The organism is Neptunomonas phycophila, from assembly GCF_001922575.1.
GTDB lineage: Bacteria > Pseudomonadota > Gammaproteobacteria > Pseudomonadales > Balneatricaceae > Neptunomonas > Neptunomonas phycophila.
Genome location: NZ_MRCI01000001.1, coordinates 1806978 through 1829967 on the forward strand (window position 1 = coordinate 1806978; position 22990 = coordinate 1829967).

A 22990-nucleotide genomic window follows, 5' to 3' on the forward strand; every position below is an offset into this window, starting at 1 on the left:
GCGTTTGATTCAAAGGATTAATGAGCCATTAGTGCAAGTTTACTGACCAAAACAGGCACATTAAACAACTAACCGACCAATGGCGCGAGTTATCTCAATGACCATGGTGGCAGAATGCTTTGCAGCGGTTTCTAAAAATTGATCGAACGACAAATTAGACTCTTTACCTGCAATATCAGATAAGGCACGAATGATAATAAATGGCGTACCAAATTGATGGCACGTTTGCGCAATCGCAGCGGCTTCCATTTCAACCGCTTTCATAGCGGGAAATAAGGCGCGAGCATGCTGTACACGGGCAGGATCATTCATAAAAGTATCACCTGTCGCAATCAAACCACTTACTGTCCTCATTCCTGCTAACTTCTCGATGCATTGCTCCGCGAGCTCGGCCATGAGTACATCTGGCTCAAAAGCCGCCGGCAAGCCTGGTACTTGCCCAGGCTCATACCCGAAAACAGTAACATCAACATCATGATGGCGAACTTCAGAAGAAATAACGATATCGCCTACTTCTAACTCTGGATCAAAACCACCAGCCGAGCCAGTATTGATGATGCAGTCAGGCATAAACGCATGAAGCAGCAATGTTGTGCTAACCGCCGCATTCACCTTACCAATGCCAGACTTTAATAACACAACATCTAGATTGCCTATTTGACCGGTATAAAAATCGTACCCACCGATGGCATGCTCTTTACGGTTTTCCAGCGTGTTACGGAGGATTTCAACCTCCTGATCCATCGCGCCAATAATCCCAACAGTAATTTTCTTGTTATCTTTTATAAGGTCCTTTAAAGACCGAAGTGTAGTCATCTAACTCAACTTTCCTTCTGGATGCCTTGTATGTGAAAGGCTGAACTCGTGGTAGTATTTCAAAACTAAAGGATACGCAATTTAACCACCGGAACAAACTAAAATGAACGTAGAAAGTTTTAATTTCAACCACACTAAAGTTATAGCGCCCTATGTACGTCTTGTTGGCGTAACCCAAGGCGAAAAAGATACCGTTCATAAATACGACATTCGCTTTTGCCAGCCAAACAAAGAACACATGCCTATGCCAGCATTGCACTCACTAGAACATATGATTGCCGAGTTTTCTCGCAACCATACCGACTGCGTACTGGACTTTGGCCCGATGGGCTGCCAAACCGGCTTTTACTTTTCACTATTAAACCATAGCGATTATGAAGAAGTCTTAACCATCGTCGAGAAAGCACTCAACGATGTCTTGATTGCAACTGAAGTGCCGGCATGCAATGAACTTCAGTGCGGCTGGGCCGCTAGCCACGATCTAGAAGGCGCAAAAGTCATTGCTCGCGACATGCTAGCTAAACGCGATGAATGGCCAACCGTATTCGTAGACGAAAAAGACCCTGATAACTGGCTTTCTTAACTGGCAGCCACACAAAACAGCAGCAAGCGTAATAGCTGAGCTGCTGTTATTCTTCAGACATTGTTTCTAACTCTTCTCCAGCCAACATACCTTCATGCTCAACCTCTCCCGCTAAGGCTTCCACCTTCTCTGCATCTCCCAAATCGATCGGCGACGGATACAGACCCGCCCACCCTAATCGATCAAACAAACTGGCAACTTTATGAGAAACAGGTGCTTTAATCGTAATTCGCTGATCGGTACCTGGGTGCGTAAAAGTTAGCTCTGTAGCCATCAACAACAACCGATGAGAATCTAAATGCTCTCTAAATAGCCGATTATGACGACCCTCTCCGTAATTAGTATCCCCGACCAAGGGATGAAATATGTGCTTCATGTGTCGTCGTATCTGGTGTTTGCGCCCCGTTTTAGGTTTAACTTGTACCAATGAATAACGCGCACAAGGGTAACGCCCAACGGCTATTGGCAGCTCAACCGTCGCAAGACGCCGATAGTAAGACACAGAAGGCTTGGCAGGTTTATCTTGATCAGCTAGTGGGCTTTCTTTCTTATCAAAAATAGGCTTTAACGCGTAATCAATCACACCAGACTCGGGAGTAAAGCCACGCGTCACACATAAGTACGTTTTCTCTACCTCTCGATCCATAAACTGCTGATTGAGTGCTTTTGCAACCGCTTTACGCTTGGCAAACACAATCACCCCGGACGTTGCCCTATCCAATCGGTGCACCGTATAAACAGGCTCGCCTCTAAAATATCGACTGAGCGAGTAAACAAGGTTCGGTGTTTTTTTGGGCGCTATCCAGCTTGGATGCACTAACAAGCCCGCAGGCTTATTGATAGCAATCAAATCATCGTCTTGATATAAAATATCCAAATAGGGCATATAAACGTAAACTTTTTATAAGATTTATGAGGTGCAAGAGATTCTACGTTGAATCTTTTACCCGTAACAGCGTCTTAATAGTTGAAATACACGAAGATGTTGCCATTATAGGCTTAGTTAATAAAACACTTCAGAGGACGATATGAGTAATACTCGTACTATTAATACTTCGCAAACGGAACAATCCGTACTGCAAACCAATAAAGTAATTCGCAACACTTACATGCTGCTTGCGATGACTCTGGCTTTCAGTGCCGTAACCGCTGGCATCTCGATGGCTATCAACCCGCCATTCATCGTTTACCTTGGGAGTGTGATAACCAGCTTTATCTTGCTGTTTATCATCAACAAAAAACAAAACAGCTCAGCGGCTCTCCCGCTAACGTTTTTGTTCACAGGTTTGATGGGGTTTGGCTTAGGTCCAATACTCAACATGTACTTGGGCATGGCAAATGGCGGCCAGATCATTATGACGGCACTGGGCATGACAGCTCTAACATTTGTTGGACTTTCGGCTTACGTACTGACATCTAAAAAAGATTTCAGCTTCATGGGTGGATTCCTAGCTGCCGGCTCAATTGTACTAATTGTCGCGATGCTAGCACTTTTCATCCTACCGCTCTTTGGCGTTAATGTTGGCGGGCTAAGCATTGCATTCTCGGCACTGGTTGTATTATTGATGGCTGGTTTCATCCTATACGACACTAGCAACATCGTTAACGGTACTTATACCAACTACGTTATGGCAACGGTTGGCTTATACCTGAACATCTACAACCTATTTGTTCATCTAATGAGCCTGATTGGTGTGTTTAGCGAAGACTAATAACCTAACGGCTCACACGCCCCGCTTTCTTTGGTAGGATAGCGGGGCGTTTTTATTTACACCCTAACCTCTAACTTTGACTGCGGCCTTGTTATGCTTTTTTCTGTGTTAGTTTATGGTTCTCCTTTCAATAGTTCCTGCGCACAAAGCGCGTTTCGATTTACCCAAGCTGCACTTGAAGCTGGCCATACAATACATCGCGTTTTTTTTTACGGCGACAGCGTATTTTCAAGCTCGCAATTAAACGCTCCTCAACGTGATGAATGGAATACATACCAAGCGTGGGCAGACCTTGCTGATCAGTATCAATTAGACCTCGTCGTTTGTATTGCTGCTGCATTAAAGCGAGGCGTATTAGATGAAAAGGAAGCAAAAAGACACGAGAAAGCACACTTCAATGTAGCCCCTCCTTTTCAGCTTTCCGGGCTTGGCCAGCTTACCGATGCAATGATGTCTTCTGATCGTATTATTAGTTTTGGTGAATAAGGAAAAACCATGTCATTAACACCAACCAAAGCCGATAAATCGATACTCATTATCATTAGCAAATCAGCGTATCAATCGCCTACTATCAAAGAAGCATTGGACATAGCACTAACGTGTGCTGCTTTTGAACAAGTGATCAGCGTGCTGCTGACCGATAACTCAGTGCTGGCCCTTTTGCCCAATCAATCGCCTTTAGCAATTGGACAAAAAGCTATTAATAAACAATTAGCCGCATTGCCAATGTACGATATAGAATCTCTTTACATAGAGAGCCATGCTGAAAGCCATTTAGCGCCGCACCAATCCGTTATCCCAAATTCTTTGATTTATGTGGATGATAAAGAAATAGCGGACCTCATTCGCTCACATGATATTGTTCTGCGTTTTTAGATTCGTTTATTGATATTGTCACGCCCATTTACGAGAGCCACACAATGAGCCAAACGACACTTCACACACTCAACAAAGCTCCAAATAGCCACTCAGCATTATGGCAAAGCTGCTTAGCCGCCATAAAACCAGACGACACCCTTCTTTTGATTGAGGATGGTGTCTATGCGCTTGCCAGCTCTACTCAACTGCTTAATCACAATCAAGCAACGTCAGTGCTATATTTAAAAGCCGATGTTGAAGCGCGCGGCTTACACGCTTTTACCTCTCCATCGCAGCTCATCTCTGATAAACAATTTGTAGAATTAAGCTGCTCACACCATAAAGTGGTAAGCTGGTTCTAATGCGTACTGTCAACATACATGAAAGCTCAGTTACTCTTGATGACGAAGGGTATTTACTTGATTTATCCCTATGGAATGAAGCCTTGGCAGAGCACCTTGCTCATAAGGAAGGCATAAAGCTAACCGAGGCACACTGGGAAATCATTCACGTAGTACGCGACTTCTATAACACTTACGATTTATCACCCGCCATGCGCCCACTAGTTAAGGCCGTTAAAATGGCTTTAGGCGAAACGAAAGGAAAAAGCATTTACTTGATGAAGCTATTCCCTGAAAGCCCAGCCAAGCAATCAGCCAAAATAGCCGGCTTACCGAAACCGACTAATTGTCTATAAAAACGGGCGCTTTTTTTCAGTAAATTAAAGAACCAAATAGCCCATTATCACAATGTCTCTATTGGAGTTTTTATGCCCCGTTTTGCTGCCAACTTGAGCACCCTTTTCACTGAATACCCTCTTATTGAACGCTTTAGCAAAGCAGCTCAATGCGGATTTACCCACATCGAAATTCAATTTCCATACTCCTTAGAGATACGTCAGCTACAAGACGCGCTCACACACAACCACTTACAAGCCGTACTCATCAATATCCCGGCTGGAAATTGGGCGCGTGGCGATAGAGGAATGGCATGCGATCCAAAACGCACATCCGAGTTCAGAAAAGGCGTCCATCTATGCGCCAAATATGCACACCATTTAAATATTAAACTCGTAAACTGCCTCAGCGGTAAACTTCCTGCTAATGTCGATGCAAAAACGGCCGAAAGTACACTTATAGAAAATCTGCGCTATGCTGAATCTTATTTGAAAGAATATGGAATAACGCTCGTTATTGAGCCGATCAACACAATAGATATTCCTGATTTTTTCTTACACTCAACTCAGCAAGCGGTCGATATCATTAAAGCATGCGGATCAGACTCAAGCATTCGCGTACAAAGTGATATTTACCATATGCAGATGATGGGAGAGGACCCAATAGACACCCTTACAAAGCTCCAGCAATGGATAGCTCACATACAAGTCGCCGACGTGCCTGGCAGGCATGAACCGGGCACGGGAGAGATCCCTTTCGACACTGTATTTAGCGCTATTGATCAAATGGGCTACAAGGGGTTTGTCAGCTTTGAGTACTTCCCAGAAAAAACAACTGAGATAGGCCTATCGCATTTAGCACAATGGCATCTTCACTAAAAAGGCGGATACACCGACATGAGCTTACAAGCCGATTCTGACCGTATGAGTATGAATGAAAGCATTCAGCAGTCTACCAAAGATAAAAAAGAACGTGCCAAACGCGCCAACCAAGAAGAGATTGTCTACCTACAATGGGCAACATTTAAAGTAAATAACGAGCTGTATGGCATAGATGTAATGCAAGTAAAAGAGGTGCTGCGCTATACAGCAATTACGCCGGTTCCTGGCTCAGAGTATTACATCATGGGCATTATCAACCTACGAGGCAATGTAGCAACGGTAATTGATCTACGCCGTTTCTTTAATATGCCTTCGGTCGGTCTTGATGACGACACCCGCATCATCATGGTTGAGTTTAACGAGCAAGAAGTGATCGGCCTGGTTGTCGATAGCGTTGATGAAGTTATAAACATCCCGCAAAACGAAGTTGAACGAGCGCCTAGCGTGACAAGCGATGAAACGAGCCGCCGCTATGTACAAGGAGTCTCTTACTACAATGGTAGCCTGACGATCCTAATGGACCTTAGCAAAATGATGGCTAGCATCACGCCTATTAACGAAGAGGATTTTCACTAATCCTTTGAGGTTTATACATAGGCAATTAACGAAACCAGTTATTTGCCTATGTGCAATACTAATTGACGAGACCGGCTTTTATGGCGGTGCTCCCATACATAAATACCCTGCCACGTTCCTAATGCCAACCGCCCATTTAGAATAGGAATCGATAAGCTCGTGGCAGTTAAACAAGATTTAATATGGGCTGGCATGTCATCCGCCCCTTCAAACACATGCATGTATAGCGGATCATTCTCAGGGACAAGCCTGTTCAACCAACGCTCAAGATCTCTTTGAGCACTCGGGTCTGCATTTTCTTGAATAGTTAAACTCGCGCTTGTGTGCTGAACGAGGATGTTACAAATCCCAGAGTCAATACCCGCCACATAGACTTGCTCTTGCACCTGAGATGTACACTCAAACAAACCTTGAGACCCTGTTATTACCTCTATTTGCATAACCATGGGTATTGTAAAGCCTACAAAAATTAAGAAGACCGAGCTTGGCTAAATAGCCGATGAAAATTAGCTGAGGTAACCTCTGCCACTTCCTCAATGCTCACACCCTTTAAATCTGCCACGCACTGCGCTACCTCTACAACATATTTTGGCTCATTCTTTTTGCCACGATAAGGGATAGGCGCTAAATAGGGAGAGTCTGTTTCTATCAATATTTTCTCAAGAGGGATCGCTTTAACGACCTCTTTTAACTCTTGAGCATTTTTGAAGGTAACAATACCTGAAAAAGAAATCAGGTAGTTCATTTCAATAGCCGCTTGTGCCATAGCCAATGACTCGGTAAAGCAATGCAACACCCCACCTGATTCACCCCCATGTTTTTTAATGAGGGACAACGTATCCTCCCTTGCATCACGCGTGTGAACAATGACAGGCAACGCCAATTGGTCTGCAACCCGCAAATGATTGGCAAAACTTTCTTTTTGCAGTTCGCTGGTATCTTTTGTGTAGTAATAGTCGAGCCCACTTTCCCCCAAGGCAACAACCTTAGAGTGATCTTTTACCCATTTCGTCAACTCCGCTTCGGACAGCACATCTTCGGCTTTTTCAACATGACACGGGTGGATCCCAAACGAAGCATGAATCGTTGGCTGATCAGCTATAAGCTGGTACATGCTGGGAAAGTGCTCTTTATCAATAGAAACACACAACATTTCATTAACTTGGCGTGCGTGAGCTGCGCAAACAGCTTCAGAGAACTGCCCGGAATAAGGGCTAAGATCTATCTTATCAAGATGACAATGGGAATCGATAAACATAACGGGGGCTCTTGCGATGACGCGATTATTTATAAACGGAGATTACAGTGTATGGGTTCTTCGGCCGGAATTAAGCGCGCCGGCTAAATGCGTCTCTATTTTTTGAACCAGTGACGTATCCTCTGCCGACATTTGAATACCAATACCTGGCTTCTTACCGCCTTGAGCCGCTTTGGGTGTTACCCATACGACCTTTCCGGTGACGGGGATTTTATCAGGCTCATCCATTAGATTAAGCAGCACAAAGACTTCCTCACCCAACTGGTAAGTCCGCGTGGTGGGAATGAACAAGCCACCATTCTCCACAAAGGGCATATACGCTTTGTACAGATCTTCTTTTGTCTCTATGTTCAGTGACAAAATACCATGGCTAATACGCGGTACTACTGACATTAGATATATGGAACTCCGTCTCTATGGCTGTATTAATGATAGCCAATCTAAAAATATTCGTTCAAGTAACAGTTGTTTATTGGGATTATGCCTACGCTTCAATCCTAACAACTCTTCTTGTATTGCGTCCATTAAGATAAAGATTTTATCGGGCGTCGTGTTTTTAGCAACACCTTTAATCATTTTTTCCATGTCGCCATTTCTTATACATTCAAGCTCGTCAGTTGCTTTCATGCGAGCAACATCTGACAACACGCCTAACACTAAGCTTAGTACAATTTCGACATCTGTTTTAACAAACTGTTCCGCGGCTTCGATTGGGGTTTTACGTCCACGTAACATATCACGTAATGACGATAAAAGATCGGCTCTTAATGCCTGCTGACCGCTTGATTTAAAAGCCAAACCGGTTAGCGGAGCCCCATGAACTACGCTTAATAAACGAGACGCTTCTGCCTCTTCTATCGACAACTGCGCCATAAGCCATGGAACAGACTGCTCAGAGGACGGGATTGCGCAATCTAAACGCTGGCAACGGCTTTTAATTGTAGGCAACACCTGCCCTAATTGATGCGTTATTAAAATCAATAAGGTATCTTTGCCCGGTTCCTCAAGTGTTTTTAACAGCGCATTGGCCGCCGAAATATTCATTGCTTCTGCTGGTTCAAGTACAACAACGCGATAACCGCCCTGCTGCGCGGTATTTTGCATAAACTCTGTCAGCTCTCTTACTTGATCAACCTTTATTGCCTTCCCGGCCTCATCTGGTTGCAAATAATACAAGTCGGGATGCCCACTACTTGCCAACAACTCACAACTACGGCAATGACCACAAGCTTTGCTATCTACTGGCTGATGACACATAACATAACCAGCTATTGATTCAGCCAGCCGTGCTTTACCAATACCGGGGGCGCCATTAAGCAGCAATGCATGGGGCAGCCGATTTTGATCAAATAACGATAAGACACGCTGCCATTGAGGTAAAAACCAAGGAAATACTTCAGCATTTAATGCATGGTAGCGATCAGCCATTTCACTCATGCCAGATGCAACCTTTCTTTTAACGCACGGGCGATCTCCTGCTGGACAACCGCTAATGAATGGCTCGCATCAATGACCGCGAAACGATCGGGGTCTTCATCACAACGTCGTTGGTAGCCAGCGCGTACCTTCTCAAAAAAAGTCTTTTTTTCAAGCTCAAAACGATCAGGCTCACTACGCGCCATTGCGCGCTCCATCCCAATCTCAACATCGAGATCCAACCACACCGTAAGATCCGGGCTCAAACCTGCTTGCACAAAGCTCTCGAGCAACTTAATACGCTCCCAGCTGATACCTCGCCCCGCACCTTGATAGGCAAACGTTGCATCCGTAAAGCGGTCACTAAGCACCCAAGCACCACGCGAAAGAGCTGGCTTTATGACCTGATCAATATGTTGTGCACGCGCAGCAAATACCAGAAGCATTTCAGCATCATCATTCACAAGTTCCTGACGAGGACTTAATAGCAACGCACGAATCTCTTCTGCCAAGGGCGTCCCTCCCGGCTCCCTTGTTAGCACCACCTCAACCCCTGACGACTCCAGCAACGCTTTGATGAAGGCGATGTTAGTGCTTTTACCCACACCTTCTGTGCCTTCTACTGTTATAAAACGACCTGTCGGTTGCATTATTTCTCCGGTGTTGAACGATACGCTTCTTTGCGTCGTAACTGATAATCTCTTACGGCCCTGTTATGCTCTTTTAGGGATGATGAAAAATAATGAGAACCATCACCACGAGCGACAAAATAAAGAGCACGCCCGATCTCTGGATGCAAAGACGCTTGTATAGCATCACGCCCAACCATTGCTATAGGCGTCGGCGGTAAACCGTCAATGGTATAGGTATTGTAAGCGGTGGGCTTACGTAAGTCTTTACGACGGATATTACCCTTGTAATCATCACCCATACCATAGATAACCGTTGGATCAGTCTGCAAGCGCATACCAATTTGCATCCGCTTGATAAAGACACCCGCTATTTTTGGGCGCTCAGCGGGGACAGCCGTTTCTTTTTCGACGATAGAGGCCATAATTAGCACCTCATACGGCGACTTATACGGTAGGTTTTCAGCTTTACCAGCCCAAGACTGTTCTAACTCGGCTTCTAGCGCTTTATAACTGCGCTTTAATAAGTCCAAATCACTCGTGCCACGCACCAACTGATACGTTTCTGCTAAAAATAAACCCTCCGGGTGGTTCTCTTTAGCACCGATCAATTTTAAAATTTCTGCATCCGACTTACCTTGCAGGGTTTGCTCCAAGACATCATTATTCGCAAGCGCCTGCTTTACTTGTTTAAACGTATGCCCTTCAACGATGGTAAAGCTATGCTGGACACTGTCACCCACAACAAACTTATCCAGCAAAGCAATCGGCGTTAAGTCTTTATCTATATAATACTCACCCGCTTTAATTTTGTTACCTAGCTGGTTCATGCGCGCATAGACTTTCACAAACAAGGGCTGACTAATCACCCCTTGTTTCTCCAAATCTTGTAATAGCCCGTTGAAAGAGCGCCCTCGCTCTACGATATAAGACTCAATAGGCTCTTCAAGCGCTAGAGGTGAAGTCATGTATCGATTAAACTGCTGCCAAGCAAACGCAGCAACCCCTGCACCAATTAAGATCAATACCAATAACGATAAAAACAACTTCTTTAACAAACGTAAACCTCTTCTAATTTAGCCTGAAATTGACGAGTGATAGGTCCTATGGACCACGTTTTGTGTGCCAGCTTAACAACAGGCCAAATATCAATGGCCGAATTGCACAAAAACACTTCTTCTGCGCTACTCAACACATCAGGTGAAAATCGCCCTTCAACCACAGTAATATCTAATTGTTCTGCAATACTTAGCAGTTTTTGGCGAACGGTGCCAAGAATGCCGCACCGATCCAACAACGGCGTAAACAATACACCGTCTTTTGCCCAAAACAGGTTACTCATTGTGCCTTCAACGAGGTTCCCATCGACGTCCAACATAAGGCCTTCTGAGATATGTGGATCATCCCATTCCTGTCTAGCCAACACTTGTTCGAGACGATTGAGGTGCTTTATACCAGCTAACAAAGGGTTAATACCCAACGCGGTATCGCAAATGCGCACTGTAACCCCTGTTTCTTGGCACGGCACATTAGGTGTGTAGGGTGATATTGATACAATAACCGTAGGATTTACGTGATTGCTCGGTTTATATCCTCGCTCTCCCACCCCACGAGTTACAATTAACTTTAAAATACAAGTTTCTTGAAGAGCCGGCGAGAAAAAAGACTGACAGTCTTGCTCAATCCTTTTCAACAAGCCATCCGACCTAATACCGAGCCGCTCACAACCTAATAAAAGACGCGCTAAATGCGCATCCCAGAGTAACGGTCGCCCCTGTCGTATTTTGATCGTTTCAAACAAACCATCACCATACTGAAGCCCTCGATCATTGACCGGAATTTGGTCTACGAGGGCCCCATTAATAAGGATGGCGGGTAACGGAAGTTTAGTCATAGATGTGAAGCATAACAGAGAGTTATGCCCCTGTGATCATCCAATACCTTATCTGGTTATGAGAGCTTACGGAAAACAAGTGTTCCATTCGTTCCACCAAAACCAAAGGAGTTTGATGCCACTGCTTCTATCGCACATTCTTGCGGCTGATGAGCCACATAATTGAGATCACAACCATCAGAAGGGTTATCTAAGTTAATGGTTGGCGGCGCAACTTGATCCCGAATAGCAAGGACAGAAAAGATAGCCTCTACTGCACCAGCCGCCCCTAAAAGGTGACCTATCATCGATTTTGTTGAGCTCATTCGCAAACTATCAACCGACGAACCAAACACCTTTTTGGCCGCATTGGTTTCAGCCAAATCTCCAGCTGCCGTTGACGTTCCGTGCGCATTAACATACTGCACTTGATCAGCATTTAAACGGGCATCTTTAATAGCATTAGCCATTGAGCGAGCCGCGCCTTCTCCTGTCTCAGGTGGAGCTGTCATATGGTGAGCATCGTCACTCATACCAAAACCAACTATTTCACAATAGATATGTGCACCGCGCGCTTTGGCATGCTCATATTCTTCAAGCACGACAATACCAGCGCCATCACCTAGTACAAAACCATCTCGATCTTTGTCCCAAGGACGACTCGCTGCAGCAGGATCATCATTACGTGTTGAGAGCGCTCTTGCAGCAGCAAAACCACCGATGCCTAGCTCAGTTGTTGCCATTTCGGCACCACCAGCAACCATGACATCAGCATCACCGTACTGAATCATGCGCATTGCAGACCCAATATTGTGTGTGCCCGTAGTACATGCGGTGGTAATAGCGATATTCGGGCCTTTAAAGCCGTAACGAATAGCCACATTACCGCTAATCATATTAATAATACTACCCGGCACAAAAAATGGAGATACACGACGAGGTCCGCTATCTCTTAGGGTTGCGTAAGTACTCTCAATGAGGGACAGCCCCCCAATACCCGAACCAACAGCACACCCGATACGTTCTGGATCAGTATCACTTGTTTCCAGCCCTGCATCTTTAATAGCCTGATGCGCGGCAGCCATACCATACTGGATGAACAAATCCATTTTCCGAGCATCTTTAGGATTCATATACTCAGAAACGTCAAAGTTCTTTACTGATGCAGAGAAATGCGTGGCAAACTTGGAAGCATCAAATTGCTCTATAGCGCTGGCGCCACTTTTACCGGCCAGAATACCTTCCCAGGTGCTCTCTACAGTGTTACCAACCGGTGTCAGCATACCAAGGCCAGTAACTACCACTCTTCTGCGAGACATAAGGCCACTCCGTCTAAAACCTAAAATAGAAAAGCCGCAGTCTAAAAAATAGATGCGGCTTTTCGATCAAACTATAACTCGAAGACGAGTCGATTACTGATGAGCGGTAACGTAATCGATTGCCAGCTGAACGGTAGTGATCTTTTCAGCTTCTTCGTCTGGGATCTCAGTTTCAAACTCTTCTTCCAGCGCCATAACAAGCTCAACTGTATCTAAAGAATCAGCGCCAAGATCTTCAACGAAAGATGCTGAATTGGTGACTTCTTCTTCTTTAACACCGAGCTGCTCTGCGATGATTTTCTTTACGCGCTCTTCAATATTGCTCATAACTCTTCCTATCTTTTTATCAACCCTTCACACCGAAGGCATGAGTTCGTGATTTTATTAGAACCAACCTCGTCTTAGCAAGGAGGTAGCTTAAATTCATTATTAGCTGACGGCCAATTATCAACAAATCGCCGTAAATTACAATCTTTAAAGCGACAAGAATCGCCTTAGTTCATGTACATACCACCATTTACTTGAATACTTTCACCTGTTACGTAGCCCGCACCTTCGCTAGCTAAGAAACCGACTACGGCTGCAATCTCTTCAGGTCGCCCCAAACGATTCATAGGAATCTGAGATTGAAGCGCATTTTTATGCTCCTCAGCCAAACCACTAGTCATATCGGTATCAATAAAGCCTGGCGCTACGCAGTTAACAGTAATGTTACGCGAGCCAATTTCACGGGCCAGTGCTCGCGTAAAGCCTTCCATACCTGATTTAGCCGCCGCATAGTTAGCTTGACCTGCGTTACCCATCGATGCAACAACTGAACTAATGCTTATGATACGTCCCCAGCGGGCTTTTGTCATACCGCGCAAGCAAGTTTTCACTAAACGATACACAGAAGATAAGTTGGTATTTATAACATCATCCCACTCATCGTCTTTCATGCGTAGCATAATATTATCACGCGTAATGCCAGCATTATTCACTAGAATAACAATCGCCCCAAACTCATCTTGAACGGCTTTGATAACGCTTTCTATTGAGTCACTATCAGCGACATTTAGCTTAACGCCTTTACCTGTGACACCCGCTTCAGACAGATACGCAGAAATTGATTCTGCACCACCATCACTCGTAGCCGTACCAACAACCACTGCCCCTTGCTTACCCAGCTCCAGCGCAATGGCTTTACCGATACCGCGCGTTGCACCCGTAACTAATGCAACTTTACCCTCAATACTCATAACACAAACCCTTTTTATTATTGCGCTAAAGCGCCTTCCATTCCGGCAATATCATTTATCGCAGCAAGCGTAAGCGGCTTATGAATTTTTTTATTCAAGCCCGAGAGCACTTTACCTGGTCCACACTCTACTGTCCGCTCTATACCCTGCTCCACCATAGTCTGGACTGAATTAGTCCATAAAACAGGGCTAAACAACTGCTCAACCAAATTAGTTTTTAATTGATCCACGTCACTTGCAACACCCGCTGATACGTTTTGAATAACAGGTATGTCAGGCATTATCACAGGTACATTTGCTAATGCTGCAGCAAGCTTTTCAGCAGCAGGTTTCATTAATGCACAGTGGGAAGGCACGCTAACAGGCAGAGGCACAACGCGCTTAGCACCCGCCTCTTTGCAAGCTACTTGCGCACGCTCGACTGCCGCTTTTTCACCTGCAATAACCACTTGCCCCGGACAATTAAAGTTAACAGGAGAAACAACCTGCCCCTGGCCTGCCTGATCGCAACTGGATGCTATTAGCTCATCAGATAAACCCAAAACCGCAGCCATTGCACCTGCACCGGCAGGAACAGCTTCTTGCATATACTCGCCACGTAAACGCACCAAGTTAACGCCATCGACAAAACTCATAGCGCCAGCGCACACGAGCGCGGTGTATTCACCCAAGCTATGCCCAGCAACAACATCTGGCTTAGCTCCGCCTTTTTCCAACCATAGACGCCACAACGCAACACCTGCAGTTAATAGAGCGGGTTGCGTTTTATCTGTTTGATTTAACGTTTCTTCAGGTCCGTTTTGTACCAAATCCCACAGATCATAACCTAATACGCCCGACGCCTCCGTAAAGGTATCTTGGATGATTGGATTGTCAGCCGCCAGCTCACTTAACATACCTAAATGCTGGGATCCCTGACCTGGAAATACGAATGCAAAAGACTGCGACATAGCGCCCTCGACTCAAACTAAATACGATAAGCCAGCAAATAAACGCGGCCATAACAAAGGATGTGTATTTTACATGAATGCACGAGAATTAGAACGCTCAGTTCCCTTCGCCTCAATACTTACGATAGCTCTTGAGACGTTCAGCTATAAGTTCGGGTACATTTTTTCTAACTTCTATGACAGCCTGATCCAGCGCATAGCCAAAACACTTAGCATTAGCACTACCATGACTTTTAAGAACAATACCCTGCAAGCCAATCAATGTAGCACCATTGCGCCTTGAGGGGTCCATTTCTTCTTCAATTTCACGCAGAATAGGTGCAGCCAGCGTAGCAACTAGGCGACGATACATATTCTTCATAAAACTGCGGCGCACTTTACGACCAATGAGCTTGGCAAGGCCTTCATTACTTTTTAGTGCCACGTTTCCAACAAAACCGTCACACACAACCACATCAGCACGACCACTAAATACCCCGCCTCCTTCGACGTAGCCTATATAGTTAATAGACTTGTTCGCAGCAATAAGCTCATTCGCTAAGCGCACCTGTTCATTACCTTTAATCACCTCTTCTCCGTTATTTAACAGAGCAACCGCAGGCGATTTTATATCATCCACAGCCTCAGCTAGCACCGACCCCATAATGGCGAACTGAAGCAGATGCTCTGCGCTCGAATCAACATTCGCCCCTAAATCCAGCATATAACAATGCCCACCAGAGGTTGGCACTGACGTAATAATAGCGGGACGATCGATACCCGGTAGCATTTTCAACTGCTGACGACCGAACGCCATAAGCGCGCCAGTATTTCCAGCACTTACGCAAGCATGTGCTCGCCCCTGCGCTACGCACTTAATCGCCTGACTCATTGACGAGTCTTGGCGATGCCGAACAGCAGACGACGGCTTCTCATCCATAGCCACCGATGCTCCAGACGCAACAATTTCTAGACGCGACAACAACTCATCTGACAAGCTAAGCTTATCGAGAATCGGCTGCAATACATCTAGTTCAGCATGAAGGCGGATCGAGAGATCAGGATAACGGGATAAAGCAGAAAGCGACGCGGGAAGGGTAACGCGGGGACCGTGGTCCCCACCCATCGCATCAACAGAGAGAATGACGCGATTGATCAAGCTTATTCGCTGTCTTGGTTTACAACCTGACGACCGCGGTAAAAGCCATCTGCTGTAACGTGGTGACGACGGTGAGTTTCACCAGTAGTCGCGTCTACAGACAGAGTAGGACCAGTCAACGCATCGTGTGAGCGACGCATGTCACGACGTGAGCGTGACTTTTTGTTTTTCTGTACAGCCATGGTAGATAACTCCTAAATCATTTCTTGCCGGCTTTTAACTGAGCCAGCACACTAAACGGGTTCGTTTTTTCGATGACCGATTCTTCAGTCATGTCCTCGTCGCCAAAGGAGGTCTGAACACTACAATCTGCATGGTATGGAACAATAGGCAGACTGAGAATTAGCTCTTCTTCAACTATTTGCAACAGTTCGATCTCTTCGTCCTCAACGATTAATGAGTCGTAATAGCGAGGCAGTTGCTTTGCCTTCTCCTCATTAAACGCGATAGCCAGATTAAACTCTGCCTGGACATCGACTTCGACCGGCTCCAAGCAACGTTGGCAAGTCATATGAACTTTACCAAAAGCATTGCCTGAGATGGTACGGATCCTTAGTTCATCCAAATCAAACTGAAGATCCACAGTAATGGGATCATCATGTTTGCATAAAGAAGACGCAAAATTAGGCATCTTCTCAACACTGGATTGGCCAGTTAACCGTATTCCCCGCTCAGCTAGCTTTCGCGGGTCAATTATTTTCGGTAAGTTACCGTACGACATAAGCGCGCAATTCTAGGGCTCAAGGCCCCTCCTGTCAAAGGGAATCAAGGTAGATTCATAAAAAAATCGAGTGTATTTTACGCTTTCACGACGCAATAGATAAGTCTTTAAGGAAAAGATTCATGCAATCACTGATTTTAGCCTCTAGTTCACCTTACAGACGTGAAATCCTCGACAAATTAGGCTTGAATTACACCCATTCAAGTCCTGATATTGACGAGTCAGCAAAACCTGGAGAGTCTATACCAGATTTGGTAAAACGACTGGCCGAAGAAAAAGCACTTGCCGTAGCTGAACAGTTTCCTCATGGCTTAATTATAGGCTCTGATCAAGCCGCCAGCCTAAACAATCAAATTTTAGGGAAGCCACATACCTCAGAAAAAGCTTTCGACCAGCTGAAAGCCTCTAGCGGCCAACGAATAACGTTCTATACAGGCTTAGCGGTATTTAATGCAGACCAGCAAACCATGCTCAGCGAGGCTATTCCGTTTACTGTGCATTTTCGTACATTAACCGATGAGCAAATAAGAGCCTATATCGAAAAGGAGCAGCCACTGAACTGTGCAGGCAGCTTTAAATGCGAAGGGCTAGGCATCGCACTTTTTTCAAAACTGGAAGGTGATGACCCAAATACGCTTATTGGCTTACCACTAATTAAGCTAATTAGCTTCCTAGAACAAAATCAATTCTCTGTATTATAAAGCGGCGCACGGGAGAACTTTTTAACAATAAAGGTGCGCACTCAACTTTATGAGGCGCACCTTTTATTTAACACTTAATGTAACTGATAGGATTGGCGCAGACCTAATGAATTAGCAATTGCCTCGCCAAACGAAATACCAAAACGATCAATGACTTCATCTAACGGGCTCATTCTAGGCGAATAGTTAACGATGTTATCGACTCCCACCACTTCACGCGCGACATAGCCAGTACTGCCTAAACCATCAACCAGTCCTTTTTCTAGCGCTTGCTCACCTGTCCACACCAAACCAGAAAACAAGTCCGGGTCGTTGACTAGTTTATCTCCCCTGCCTTTTTTAACCTGATCAATAAACTGCTGATGCGTGGTGTCTAATACCGTTTGCCAAAACGCTTTGTCACTTTCCTTCAATGGGCTAAATGGATCTAAAAAGCCTTTATTGCTGCCCGCTGTGAGCGCTCGACGCTCAACGCCTACTTTATCCATCAAATCAACAAAACCAAAGCTACTAGAAATAACCCCGATTGACCCGACCAAACTAGCCTTATCGGCATAAATTTCATCAGCGGAGGCCGCTATGTAGTAGGCTCCTGATGCCCCAATATCCATTATCACAGCGTAAAGCGGTTTTTCAGGATGTAGCGCACGTAAACGCTTAACTTCATCGTATACATAACCCGACTGTACTGGACTACCACCAGGACTATTAATACGTAAAACAACGGCTTTTGAGTGTTCATTTTCAAACGCCTTACGCAAAGACCATGCAATACTATCGGCATTTGCTTCTTCACTGGCAGATATTGGGCCGTTAATATCGATTACGGCCGTATGTTCTTCACTCTCTTTTGCCAAGTCTGATGAAATGCTAGGGCCCATCCAAAACATAATGAGCAACCCAAATAAATAGAGGAATGTTAATGCTTTAAAAAAGATTCCCCAGCGGCGAGCTCTACGCTGTTCGACAAATAATCCGTTAAGTAGCTTCTCTATGAGCTTCCATTCTTTACCTTCGCTCTTTGCAGACGCCTTATCTAATTGAGCCTGCAAAGCCTCTGGTCGTGTTTCGCCCCAATGGTTGTCGCTTTCGCTCACGCGAGATCTCCTTTTTTAGTAAGCCAATGTTCTAATTCATTAAAATGGTGCATAGATAATAGAGGATCGTATTGATATAAACGATCTATATGATGCGCTCCATAACTCACAGCGATTCGCCCAACCCCTGCTCGTCGCCCCATATCCATATCGAACTCGGTATCCCCAACCATGATCGCCGCCTCTGGAGCAACTCCCGTCTGCTCTAAAATCTCGTGCAGCATATGTGGGTCGGGTTTAGAGGTTGTCTCATCAGCACAGCGCGTTATTTCAAATAAATGACCTAATTCCGTTTGGGCCAACACACGGTCTAGGCCCCGCCGATTTTTGCCGGTAGCCACCGCAAGCCGGTACCCCTTGGCACGCAAGTTCTCCAGCGTTTCCCGGACATAAGGAAAAAGCGCCGTTGGTGTACTGTCACCTTCTATATAATGATAAGCATACCTTTCACGCATTAAATCTGATTCGCGCGGGGTAATTGCTGGAAACATTGCTTGCAAAGCTTCAGGCAAACCCAAGCCAATTATTTCCCGAACCGTATCTTCTGATGGTTTATCCAGCCCAACCTCTAATGCCGCTGACTGCATGCTAGAAATAATTCGACCGGTTGAATCAATAATTGTGCCGTCCCAATCAAAAATCAGTAATGAATACATCTATTTTCCTTAAATAGCCGCTGAGCAAGGCAAAAAACAAAACAATTGCGGCAAGCTTCCAAAATTAAATAGTAGCGGATATAAGCACCCCACCCGATAGAATGCAATGCTAGCGATTGATTAGGAGCTTACACATAAAATGATGTTAATAATCGTTTATTCAACCGTATGAGATTGTTAAATAGCGTTAAAACACACCAAAAACATAACTTTTTCCTGCTTAAGCTATTAAACCGGCGTTTCATCTCGATTTTTTTAAACATAACAGTAAATTTCACTTGCGCAATCTCTATAGAATTTGCTCTTTTATGTTCAGGGGGCCTCCCTGACTTATTAATTGATCGGAGAAATATTATGCAAGCGATAGTTGATGGCCTAAACAGCATCATCTGGAGCCCAGCACTGATTTATTTGTGTCTTGGCACCGGGCTTTTTTACTCCGTACTTACACGCTTTGTGCAAGTACGTATGTTTGGCGAAATGTGGCGTTTATTATTTTCAGGATCTAGCTCAGCCAAAGGTATTTCATCATTTCAGGCGTTAGCGGTTTCATTGTCTGGACGCGTTGGTACCGGGAATATTGCCGGTGTCGCAGCGGCAATTGGTTTTGGTGGCCCTGGTGCTATTTTTTGGATGTGGGTTGTGGCATTTTTGGGCGCCGCTACCGCTTATATCGAATCAACATTAGGCCAACTCTATAAAGAAGAGCACGAAGGCCAATACCGTGGTGGTCCAGCTTTTTACTTCGAGAAAGCGATGGGGCAGAAATGGTTTGCTTGGATTTTCGCGATTGCCACTATTACCGCCTGTGGGTTGCTGCTTCCTGGTATCCAGTCTAACAGTATCGGTAATGCTGCCGAGATCGCTTTTGGTGCAGGCGGCACGATAAGCACCTCGATGGGAGACCTGAGCGTTACTAAAATCATGACGGCTGTCGCGATTGTATTAATTCTCACGTTTATCATTTTTGGTGGAGTGAAGCGCATCGCCAGCTTTACTCAAATTGTTGTACCTTTTATGGCATTAGCCTATATCGTTATCGCTTGTTCGGTCGTGGCGTTAAACATAGATCAGCTACCGGGCGTTATTGGTATGATCTTAGCGGATGCTTTTACTCCACAAGCTGGATTTGGTGCGGCCATTGGTTGGGGCGTAAAACGCGGCGTATACTCTAACGAAGCAGGACAAGGTACAGGTCCTCACGCAGCAGCCGCTGCCGAAGTACAACACCCCGCGCAACAAGGTCTTGTTCAAGCCTTTTCTGTTTACATTGATACTCTATTTGTATGCTCAGCAACGGCCTTCATGATTCTGATCACGGGTGCTTATAACGTACATGGCATTGGGGACACGTTCATTATTCAGAACCTACCAGCCACACTGGCAGCAAACAGCCCCGCCTTCACTCAGGCCGCTGTTGAGACCGTTCTACCGGGTGTCGGCGAGCCATTTGTAGCACTCGCGCTGTTCTTCTTCTCATTTACCACTATTTTAGCGTACTACTATATAGCTGAAACGAACCTTGCTTACCTAAAGCGCACGCTTAAATTACCCGGGTTTGATTTCTTACTAAAAGTAGCTCTACTTGCCTCAACTTTTTACGGCGCAATTAAAACAGCGAACCTCGCGTGGGGACTCGGTGACGTGGGCGTTGGCTTGATGGCTTGGCTAAACATCGTTGGTATTTTAGTTATTTTCTTTATGGCTAAACCCGCGCTTAAAGCACTTATTGATTATGAGAAGCAGCGTAAAGAAGGTAAAGATGAATACACCTTCGACCCTAAATCTCTCGATATTGAAGGTGCAGATTTCTGGGAAAAACGTTTTAACAAAAACAAATAAGCACCAACCACACTTGATAGCACGTTAGGTGCTATCAAGCTCGAATACTTGTAATAAAAGCTCGTTACTATTTTCCTTTTTAAAAAATCATTAGGGAAGAATAGATTTATGAGCTTTTATCGTCACCCTCGCCTCGCACCTATAGCACTTGCTGTCACAATGGCTGCTTTAACAGGCTGCAACAACAGCAAGGACGATGAATCCACATTGTCACTGCGAGTCGTCCATATCAATGATCACCATTCACACCTACAAAGCGAGTCAGCTTCTTTGACGATCGACGGTGTAGAAACCGACGTAACACTTGGTGGATTCCCACGTGTTGTGAGCATGATTAATCAACTCAGCAACAGCAGCGATCCAGTGTTAAAACTTCATGCTGGCGACGCAATTACTGGCGACTTGTATTACACCCTATTTAAAGGTGAAGCTGACGCTGCACTCATGAATCAAGTCTGTTTCGATGCTTTTGAACTGGGCAATCACGAATTTGATGACGGGGACAGCGGTCTTGTCTCTTTTCTTGACGACCTAAATAGCGGTAACTGCAATACCACTGTATTGGGCGCCAACGTAGTTCCCGAGGTCGGTGTTTCACCTTTAGCACAAAACACCTCAACTGATTACATTCAGCCCTACCTCATCAAAAGCTACGGAGATCAAAAAGTAGGCATCATCGGGTTAGACATTGCTTCTAAAACGAAGAATTCATCAAGCCCTGATGCTACAACCGAGTTTTTAGACGAAACCGCTACCGCTCAGAGCTACATTGACGAACTTAAAGAACAAGGGATTAATCAGATTATTTTGTTAACTCATTATCAATACGAAAATGATTTAACATTAGCGGCTAACCTTACAGACGTAGACGTTATTGTAGGCGGCGACTCTCACACCTTACTGGGTAACGAATTTGAAGACTTTGGTTTAAACCCAGCAGGCCCATACCCTACCCAGGTTACCAACAAAGATGGCAACCCGGTATGTGTTGTTCAAGCATGGCAGTACTCCTATGTTGTTGGCGAGCTCAACGTTGAATTTAACAACGAAGGTAATATCGAATCCTGTACTGGGCAGCCGCATTTATTACTCGGCAACGAGTTTTCGCGCGACGACATTAATGGTGATTCTGTAAGCGTAACTGGCAACGAGCTTGCTGCTATCGAATCCAGTATTGAAGCATCTCCTGTACTCGATATCGTTGAAGAAGACGCGACATCCGCTACTATCCTGGAAGGCTATTCTGAGCAAGTCGACGTACTTAAAACAACGGTGATTGGCAGTTCGAATGACGACCTATGTTTAGAACGCATACCAGGTCAGGGACAGAGCACTCTTTGTTCCACTAGCGAAACGCAGTCTCAAGGTAGCGATATTTCTAACCTTGTTGCACTGGCCTTCAAAACAATGAGTATTACGTCTGACATCGCCATCCAGAATGCCGGTGGTGTTCGCACTGATATCGCCATGGGTGACATTACCATCGGTGATGCTTACACTTTATTACCATTTGCCAATACACTGTCCGAACTAAGCATGACCGGCGCAGAAATCATTGCTGTCCTTGAAGATGCTTATGACTACGCATTGTCCCCCGACGGATCTACTGGTGCCTACCCTTATGCATCCGGCTTACGTTGGGATGTCGATAGTTCTCAAACGAAAGGGAACCGCTTTACCAATGTGCAAGTGAAGCTTAAAGACGAGGCCGTGTGGCGTGCTATAGATGAAACGGAAACTTACACCGTTGTCACCAATAACTATATTGCCCAAGGTCGCGATGGTTACGATACATTTGGCGTTATTTCCGCACAAGGACGCGTTGTCGATACCTTCTTAGACTACGCTCAATCGTTTGTTGATTATGTCGAAGAGCAAGGCAGTATCAGCAAGCTACCTAGTAGCGAATACAGCACGCAAATGTTTTATGATACCGACGGCAATCTTCAATAATTTCTAGCCACAAACAGCCTAGCTTATTTTTAAAAACTCAAAAAATAAGCTAGGCTTATTCTTGATCGTCACCCTTTCTTACAAAATTAATCTACC

Annotated in this window: 29 protein-coding genes; 11 read left to right on the plus strand and 18 right to left on the minus strand. The window is 45.1% G+C overall.

From position 1 onward, the window contains the following. Positions 1–60: 60 nt before the first annotated feature. Entirely contained in the window at positions 61–816 is a 756-nt protein-coding gene (gene mtnN, locus BS617_RS08225) for a 5'-methylthioadenosine/S-adenosylhomocysteine nucleosidase (protein ID WP_212667416.1), read from the minus strand. A gap of 103 nt (positions 817–919) precedes the next feature. On the opposite strand from mtnN, the gene BS617_RS08230 reads away from it, so the two are divergent. Then, the gene (locus BS617_RS08230) at positions 920–1399 is read left to right on the plus strand and encodes an S-ribosylhomocysteine lyase (protein ID WP_075172353.1); all 480 of its coding nucleotides are present in this window, start codon (positions 920–922) and stop codon (positions 1397–1399) included. Between the two features lie 46 nt (positions 1400–1445). On the opposite strand, the gene BS617_RS08235 is transcribed toward BS617_RS08230, so the two are convergent. Next, positions 1446–2285, minus strand: a complete 840-nt coding sequence (locus tag BS617_RS08235; protein ID WP_075172354.1) for a pseudouridine synthase — start codon at positions 2283–2285, stop codon at positions 1446–1448. 142 nt (positions 2286–2427) lie between these two features. On the opposite strand from BS617_RS08235, the gene BS617_RS08240 reads away from it, so the two are divergent. From BS617_RS08240 to BS617_RS08270, 7 genes are all read left to right on the plus strand, one after another. Continuing rightward, positions 2428–3111 (plus strand): Bax inhibitor-1/YccA family protein, encoded by a 684-nt coding sequence (locus BS617_RS08240; protein ID WP_075172355.1) that lies wholly within the window; start codon positions 2428–2430, stop codon positions 3109–3111. 93 nt (positions 3112–3204) lie between these two features. Continuing rightward, entirely contained in the window at positions 3205–3597 is a 393-nt protein-coding gene (tusD, locus tag BS617_RS08245) for a sulfurtransferase complex subunit TusD (protein WP_075172356.1), read from the plus strand. 9 nt (positions 3598–3606) lie between these two features. Next, a complete protein-coding gene (locus tag BS617_RS08250; RefSeq protein ID WP_075172357.1) occupies positions 3607–3987 on the plus strand; it encodes a DsrE family protein in 381 nt (126 codons plus the stop codon). A 44-nt stretch (positions 3988–4031) separates the two neighbouring features. Next, a complete protein-coding gene (tusB, locus tag BS617_RS08255; RefSeq protein WP_075172358.1) occupies positions 4032–4331 on the plus strand; it encodes a sulfurtransferase complex subunit TusB in 300 nt (99 codons plus the stop codon). Further along, on the plus strand, positions 4331–4666 hold the full coding sequence (locus BS617_RS08260) for a TusE/DsrC/DsvC family sulfur relay protein (protein ID WP_075172359.1): 336 nt from the start codon (positions 4331–4333) through the stop codon (positions 4664–4666). Before tusB ends, BS617_RS08260 begins: the two co-directional genes overlap by 1 nt. Before the next feature lie 72 nt (positions 4667–4738). Next, positions 4739–5524, plus strand: coding sequence for a hydroxypyruvate isomerase family protein (locus BS617_RS08265; RefSeq protein ID WP_075172360.1), 786 nt, complete (start codon positions 4739–4741; stop codon positions 5522–5524). 18 nt (positions 5525–5542) lie between these two features. Next, on the plus strand, positions 5543–6103 hold the full coding sequence (locus tag BS617_RS08270) for a chemotaxis protein CheW (protein WP_139303144.1): 561 nt from the start codon (positions 5543–5545) through the stop codon (positions 6101–6103). Between the two features lie 38 nt (positions 6104–6141). Here the strand turns inward: BS617_RS08270 and BS617_RS08275 are convergent, their stop codons facing one another. The 14 genes from BS617_RS08275 to BS617_RS08340 all read right to left on the minus strand — a co-directional run bounded on the left by BS617_RS08275 (position 6142) and on the right by BS617_RS08340 (position 16645). Beyond that, positions 6142–6549 carry a secondary thiamine-phosphate synthase enzyme YjbQ gene (locus tag BS617_RS08275; RefSeq protein WP_075172361.1) on the minus strand — a complete coding sequence of 136 codons (408 nt, stop codon included), beginning with the start codon at positions 6547–6549 and terminating at the stop codon, positions 6142–6144. 23 nt (positions 6550–6572) lie between these two features. After that, positions 6573–7361, minus strand: coding sequence for a TatD family hydrolase (locus BS617_RS08280; RefSeq protein ID WP_075172362.1), 789 nt, complete (start codon positions 7359–7361; stop codon positions 6573–6575). A 42-nt stretch (positions 7362–7403) separates the two neighbouring features. Next, positions 7404–7754 (minus strand): PilZ domain-containing protein, encoded by a 351-nt coding sequence (locus BS617_RS08285; protein ID WP_075172363.1) that lies wholly within the window; start codon positions 7752–7754, stop codon positions 7404–7406. 21 nt (positions 7755–7775) lie between these two features. After that, positions 7776–8798, minus strand: a complete 1023-nt coding sequence (locus tag BS617_RS08290; RefSeq protein ID WP_083609973.1) for a DNA polymerase III subunit delta' — start codon at positions 8796–8798, stop codon at positions 7776–7778. Next, positions 8795–9427 carry a dTMP kinase gene (gene tmk / locus BS617_RS08295; RefSeq protein WP_075172364.1) on the minus strand — a complete coding sequence of 211 codons (633 nt, stop codon included), beginning with the start codon at positions 9425–9427 and terminating at the stop codon, positions 8795–8797. Before tmk ends, BS617_RS08290 begins: the two co-directional genes overlap by 4 nt. After that, on the minus strand, positions 9427–10464 hold the full coding sequence (gene mltG, locus BS617_RS08300) for an endolytic transglycosylase MltG (RefSeq protein WP_075172365.1): 1038 nt from the start codon (positions 10462–10464) through the stop codon (positions 9427–9429). The genes tmk and mltG overlap by 1 nt, the downstream gene beginning before the upstream one ends. After that, complete coding sequence (gene pabC, locus BS617_RS08305; RefSeq protein WP_075172366.1) at positions 10458–11300, minus strand: aminodeoxychorismate lyase; 843 nt, start codon at positions 11298–11300, stop codon at positions 10458–10460. The genes mltG and pabC overlap by 7 nt, the downstream gene beginning before the upstream one ends. 56 nt (positions 11301–11356) lie before the next feature. Next, on the minus strand, positions 11357–12598 hold the full coding sequence (gene fabF / locus BS617_RS08310) for a beta-ketoacyl-ACP synthase II (protein WP_075172367.1): 1242 nt from the start codon (positions 12596–12598) through the stop codon (positions 11357–11359). A gap of 93 nt (positions 12599–12691) precedes the next feature. Further along, a complete protein-coding gene (gene acpP / locus BS617_RS08315) occupies positions 12692–12925 on the minus strand; it encodes an acyl carrier protein (protein ID WP_075172368.1) in 234 nt (77 codons plus the stop codon). Positions 12926–13092: 167 nt separating this feature from the next. Continuing rightward, positions 13093–13836 (minus strand): 3-oxoacyl-ACP reductase FabG, encoded by a 744-nt coding sequence (fabG, locus tag BS617_RS08320; RefSeq protein WP_075172369.1) that lies wholly within the window; start codon positions 13834–13836, stop codon positions 13093–13095. 17 nt (positions 13837–13853) lie between these two features. Next, entirely contained in the window at positions 13854–14786 is a 933-nt protein-coding gene (gene fabD / locus BS617_RS08325; protein WP_075172370.1) for an ACP S-malonyltransferase, read from the minus strand. A gap of 112 nt (positions 14787–14898) precedes the next feature. Beyond that, positions 14899–15921 carry a phosphate acyltransferase PlsX gene (plsX, locus tag BS617_RS08330; protein WP_075173499.1) on the minus strand — a complete coding sequence of 341 codons (1023 nt, stop codon included), beginning with the start codon at positions 15919–15921 and terminating at the stop codon, positions 14899–14901. Positions 15922–15926: 5 nt separating this feature from the next. Further along, positions 15927–16106, minus strand: coding sequence for a 50S ribosomal protein L32 (gene rpmF / locus BS617_RS08335; protein ID WP_075172371.1), 180 nt, complete (start codon positions 16104–16106; stop codon positions 15927–15929). A gap of 17 nt (positions 16107–16123) precedes the next feature. Continuing rightward, entirely contained in the window at positions 16124–16645 is a 522-nt protein-coding gene (locus BS617_RS08340; RefSeq protein ID WP_075172372.1) for a YceD family protein, read from the minus strand. Between the two features lie 122 nt (positions 16646–16767). Between BS617_RS08340 and BS617_RS08345 the strand changes: the two genes are divergently transcribed. After that, a complete protein-coding gene (locus BS617_RS08345) occupies positions 16768–17346 on the plus strand; it encodes a Maf family protein (protein WP_075172373.1) in 579 nt (192 codons plus the stop codon). A gap of 74 nt (positions 17347–17420) precedes the next feature. Here the strand turns inward: BS617_RS08345 and BS617_RS08350 are convergent, their stop codons facing one another. Further along, complete coding sequence (locus tag BS617_RS08350; protein WP_075172374.1) at positions 17421–18443, minus strand: S49 family peptidase; 1023 nt, start codon at positions 18441–18443, stop codon at positions 17421–17423. After that, complete coding sequence (locus tag BS617_RS08355) at positions 18440–19099, minus strand: HAD-IA family hydrolase (RefSeq protein ID WP_075172375.1); 660 nt, start codon at positions 19097–19099, stop codon at positions 18440–18442. The genes BS617_RS08350 and BS617_RS08355 overlap by 4 nt, the downstream gene beginning before the upstream one ends. A 354-nt stretch (positions 19100–19453) precedes the next feature. On the opposite strand from BS617_RS08355, the gene BS617_RS08360 reads away from it, so the two are divergent. Both BS617_RS08360 and nadN read left to right on the plus strand, forming a co-directional pair. Further along, positions 19454–20941 carry an alanine/glycine:cation symporter family protein gene (locus tag BS617_RS08360; protein WP_075172376.1) on the plus strand — a complete coding sequence of 496 codons (1488 nt, stop codon included), beginning with the start codon at positions 19454–19456 and terminating at the stop codon, positions 20939–20941. 108 nt (positions 20942–21049) lie between these two features. After that, positions 21050–22894: an NAD nucleotidase gene (gene nadN / locus BS617_RS08365; protein WP_075172377.1), complete on the plus strand. Its 1845-nt coding sequence runs from the start codon at positions 21050–21052 to the stop codon at positions 22892–22894. The last annotated feature ends 96 nt before the right edge of the window (positions 22895–22990 follow it).

Excerpts from the sequence above, each read along its gene's own strand:
- tmk (WP_075172364.1), bottom strand. The coding sequence starts at position 9,427 with ATGCAACCGACAGGTCGTTTTATAACAGTAGAAGGCACAGAAGGTGTG.
- BS617_RS08340 (WP_075172372.1), bottom strand. The coding sequence starts at position 16,645 with ATGTCGTACGGTAACTTACCGAAAATAATTGACCCGCGAAAGCTAGCT.
- BS617_RS08230 (WP_075172353.1), top strand. The coding sequence starts at position 920 with ATGAACGTAGAAAGTTTTAATTTCAACCACACTAAAGTTATAGCGCCC.
- BS617_RS08270 (WP_139303144.1), top strand. The coding sequence starts at position 5,543 with ATGAGCTTACAAGCCGATTCTGACCGTATGAGTATGAATGAAAGCATT.
- tusB (WP_075172358.1), top strand. The coding sequence starts at position 4,032 with ATGAGCCAAACGACACTTCACACACTCAACAAAGCTCCAAATAGCCAC.
- fabG (WP_075172369.1), bottom strand. The coding sequence starts at position 13,836 with ATGAGTATTGAGGGTAAAGTTGCATTAGTTACGGGTGCAACGCGCGGT.
- BS617_RS08345 (WP_075172373.1), top strand. The coding sequence starts at position 16,768 with ATGCAATCACTGATTTTAGCCTCTAGTTCACCTTACAGACGTGAAATC.
- BS617_RS08290 (WP_083609973.1), bottom strand. The coding sequence starts at position 8,798 with ATGAGTGAAATGGCTGATCGCTACCATGCATTAAATGCTGAAGTATTT.
- acpP (WP_075172368.1), bottom strand. The coding sequence starts at position 12,925 with ATGAGCAATATTGAAGAGCGCGTAAAGAAAATCATCGCAGAGCAGCTC.
- BS617_RS08240 (WP_075172355.1), top strand. The coding sequence starts at position 2,428 with ATGAGTAATACTCGTACTATTAATACTTCGCAAACGGAACAATCCGTA.
- mtnN (WP_212667416.1), bottom strand. The coding sequence starts at position 816 with ATGACTACACTTCGGTCTTTAAAGGACCTTATAAAAGATAACAAGAAA.
- BS617_RS08275 (WP_075172361.1), bottom strand. The coding sequence starts at position 6,549 with ATGGTTATGCAAATAGAGGTAATAACAGGGTCTCAAGGTTTGTTTGAG.
- fabD (WP_075172370.1), bottom strand. The coding sequence starts at position 14,786 with ATGTCGCAGTCTTTTGCATTCGTATTTCCAGGTCAGGGATCCCAGCAT.
- BS617_RS08280 (WP_075172362.1), bottom strand. The coding sequence starts at position 7,361 with ATGTTTATCGATTCCCATTGTCATCTTGATAAGATAGATCTTAGCCCT.
- BS617_RS08285 (WP_075172363.1), bottom strand. The coding sequence starts at position 7,754 with ATGTCAGTAGTACCGCGTATTAGCCATGGTATTTTGTCACTGAACATA.
- BS617_RS08235 (WP_075172354.1), bottom strand. The coding sequence starts at position 2,285 with ATGCCCTATTTGGATATTTTATATCAAGACGATGATTTGATTGCTATC.
- fabF (WP_075172367.1), bottom strand. The coding sequence starts at position 12,598 with ATGTCTCGCAGAAGAGTGGTAGTTACTGGCCTTGGTATGCTGACACCG.
- BS617_RS08265 (WP_075172360.1), top strand. The coding sequence starts at position 4,739 with ATGCCCCGTTTTGCTGCCAACTTGAGCACCCTTTTCACTGAATACCCT.
- rpmF (WP_075172371.1), bottom strand. The coding sequence starts at position 16,106 with ATGGCTGTACAGAAAAACAAAAAGTCACGCTCACGTCGTGACATGCGT.
- BS617_RS08355 (WP_075172375.1), bottom strand. The coding sequence starts at position 19,099 with ATGTATTCATTACTGATTTTTGATTGGGACGGCACAATTATTGATTCA.
- BS617_RS08250 (WP_075172357.1), top strand. The coding sequence starts at position 3,607 with ATGTCATTAACACCAACCAAAGCCGATAAATCGATACTCATTATCATT.
- tusD (WP_075172356.1), top strand. The coding sequence starts at position 3,205 with ATGCTTTTTTCTGTGTTAGTTTATGGTTCTCCTTTCAATAGTTCCTGC.
- BS617_RS08260 (WP_075172359.1), top strand. The coding sequence starts at position 4,331 with ATGCGTACTGTCAACATACATGAAAGCTCAGTTACTCTTGATGACGAA.
- BS617_RS08360 (WP_075172376.1), top strand. The coding sequence starts at position 19,454 with ATGCAAGCGATAGTTGATGGCCTAAACAGCATCATCTGGAGCCCAGCA.
- pabC (WP_075172366.1), bottom strand. The coding sequence starts at position 11,300 with ATGACTAAACTTCCGTTACCCGCCATCCTTATTAATGGGGCCCTCGTA.
- nadN (WP_075172377.1), top strand. The coding sequence starts at position 21,050 with ATGAGCTTTTATCGTCACCCTCGCCTCGCACCTATAGCACTTGCTGTC.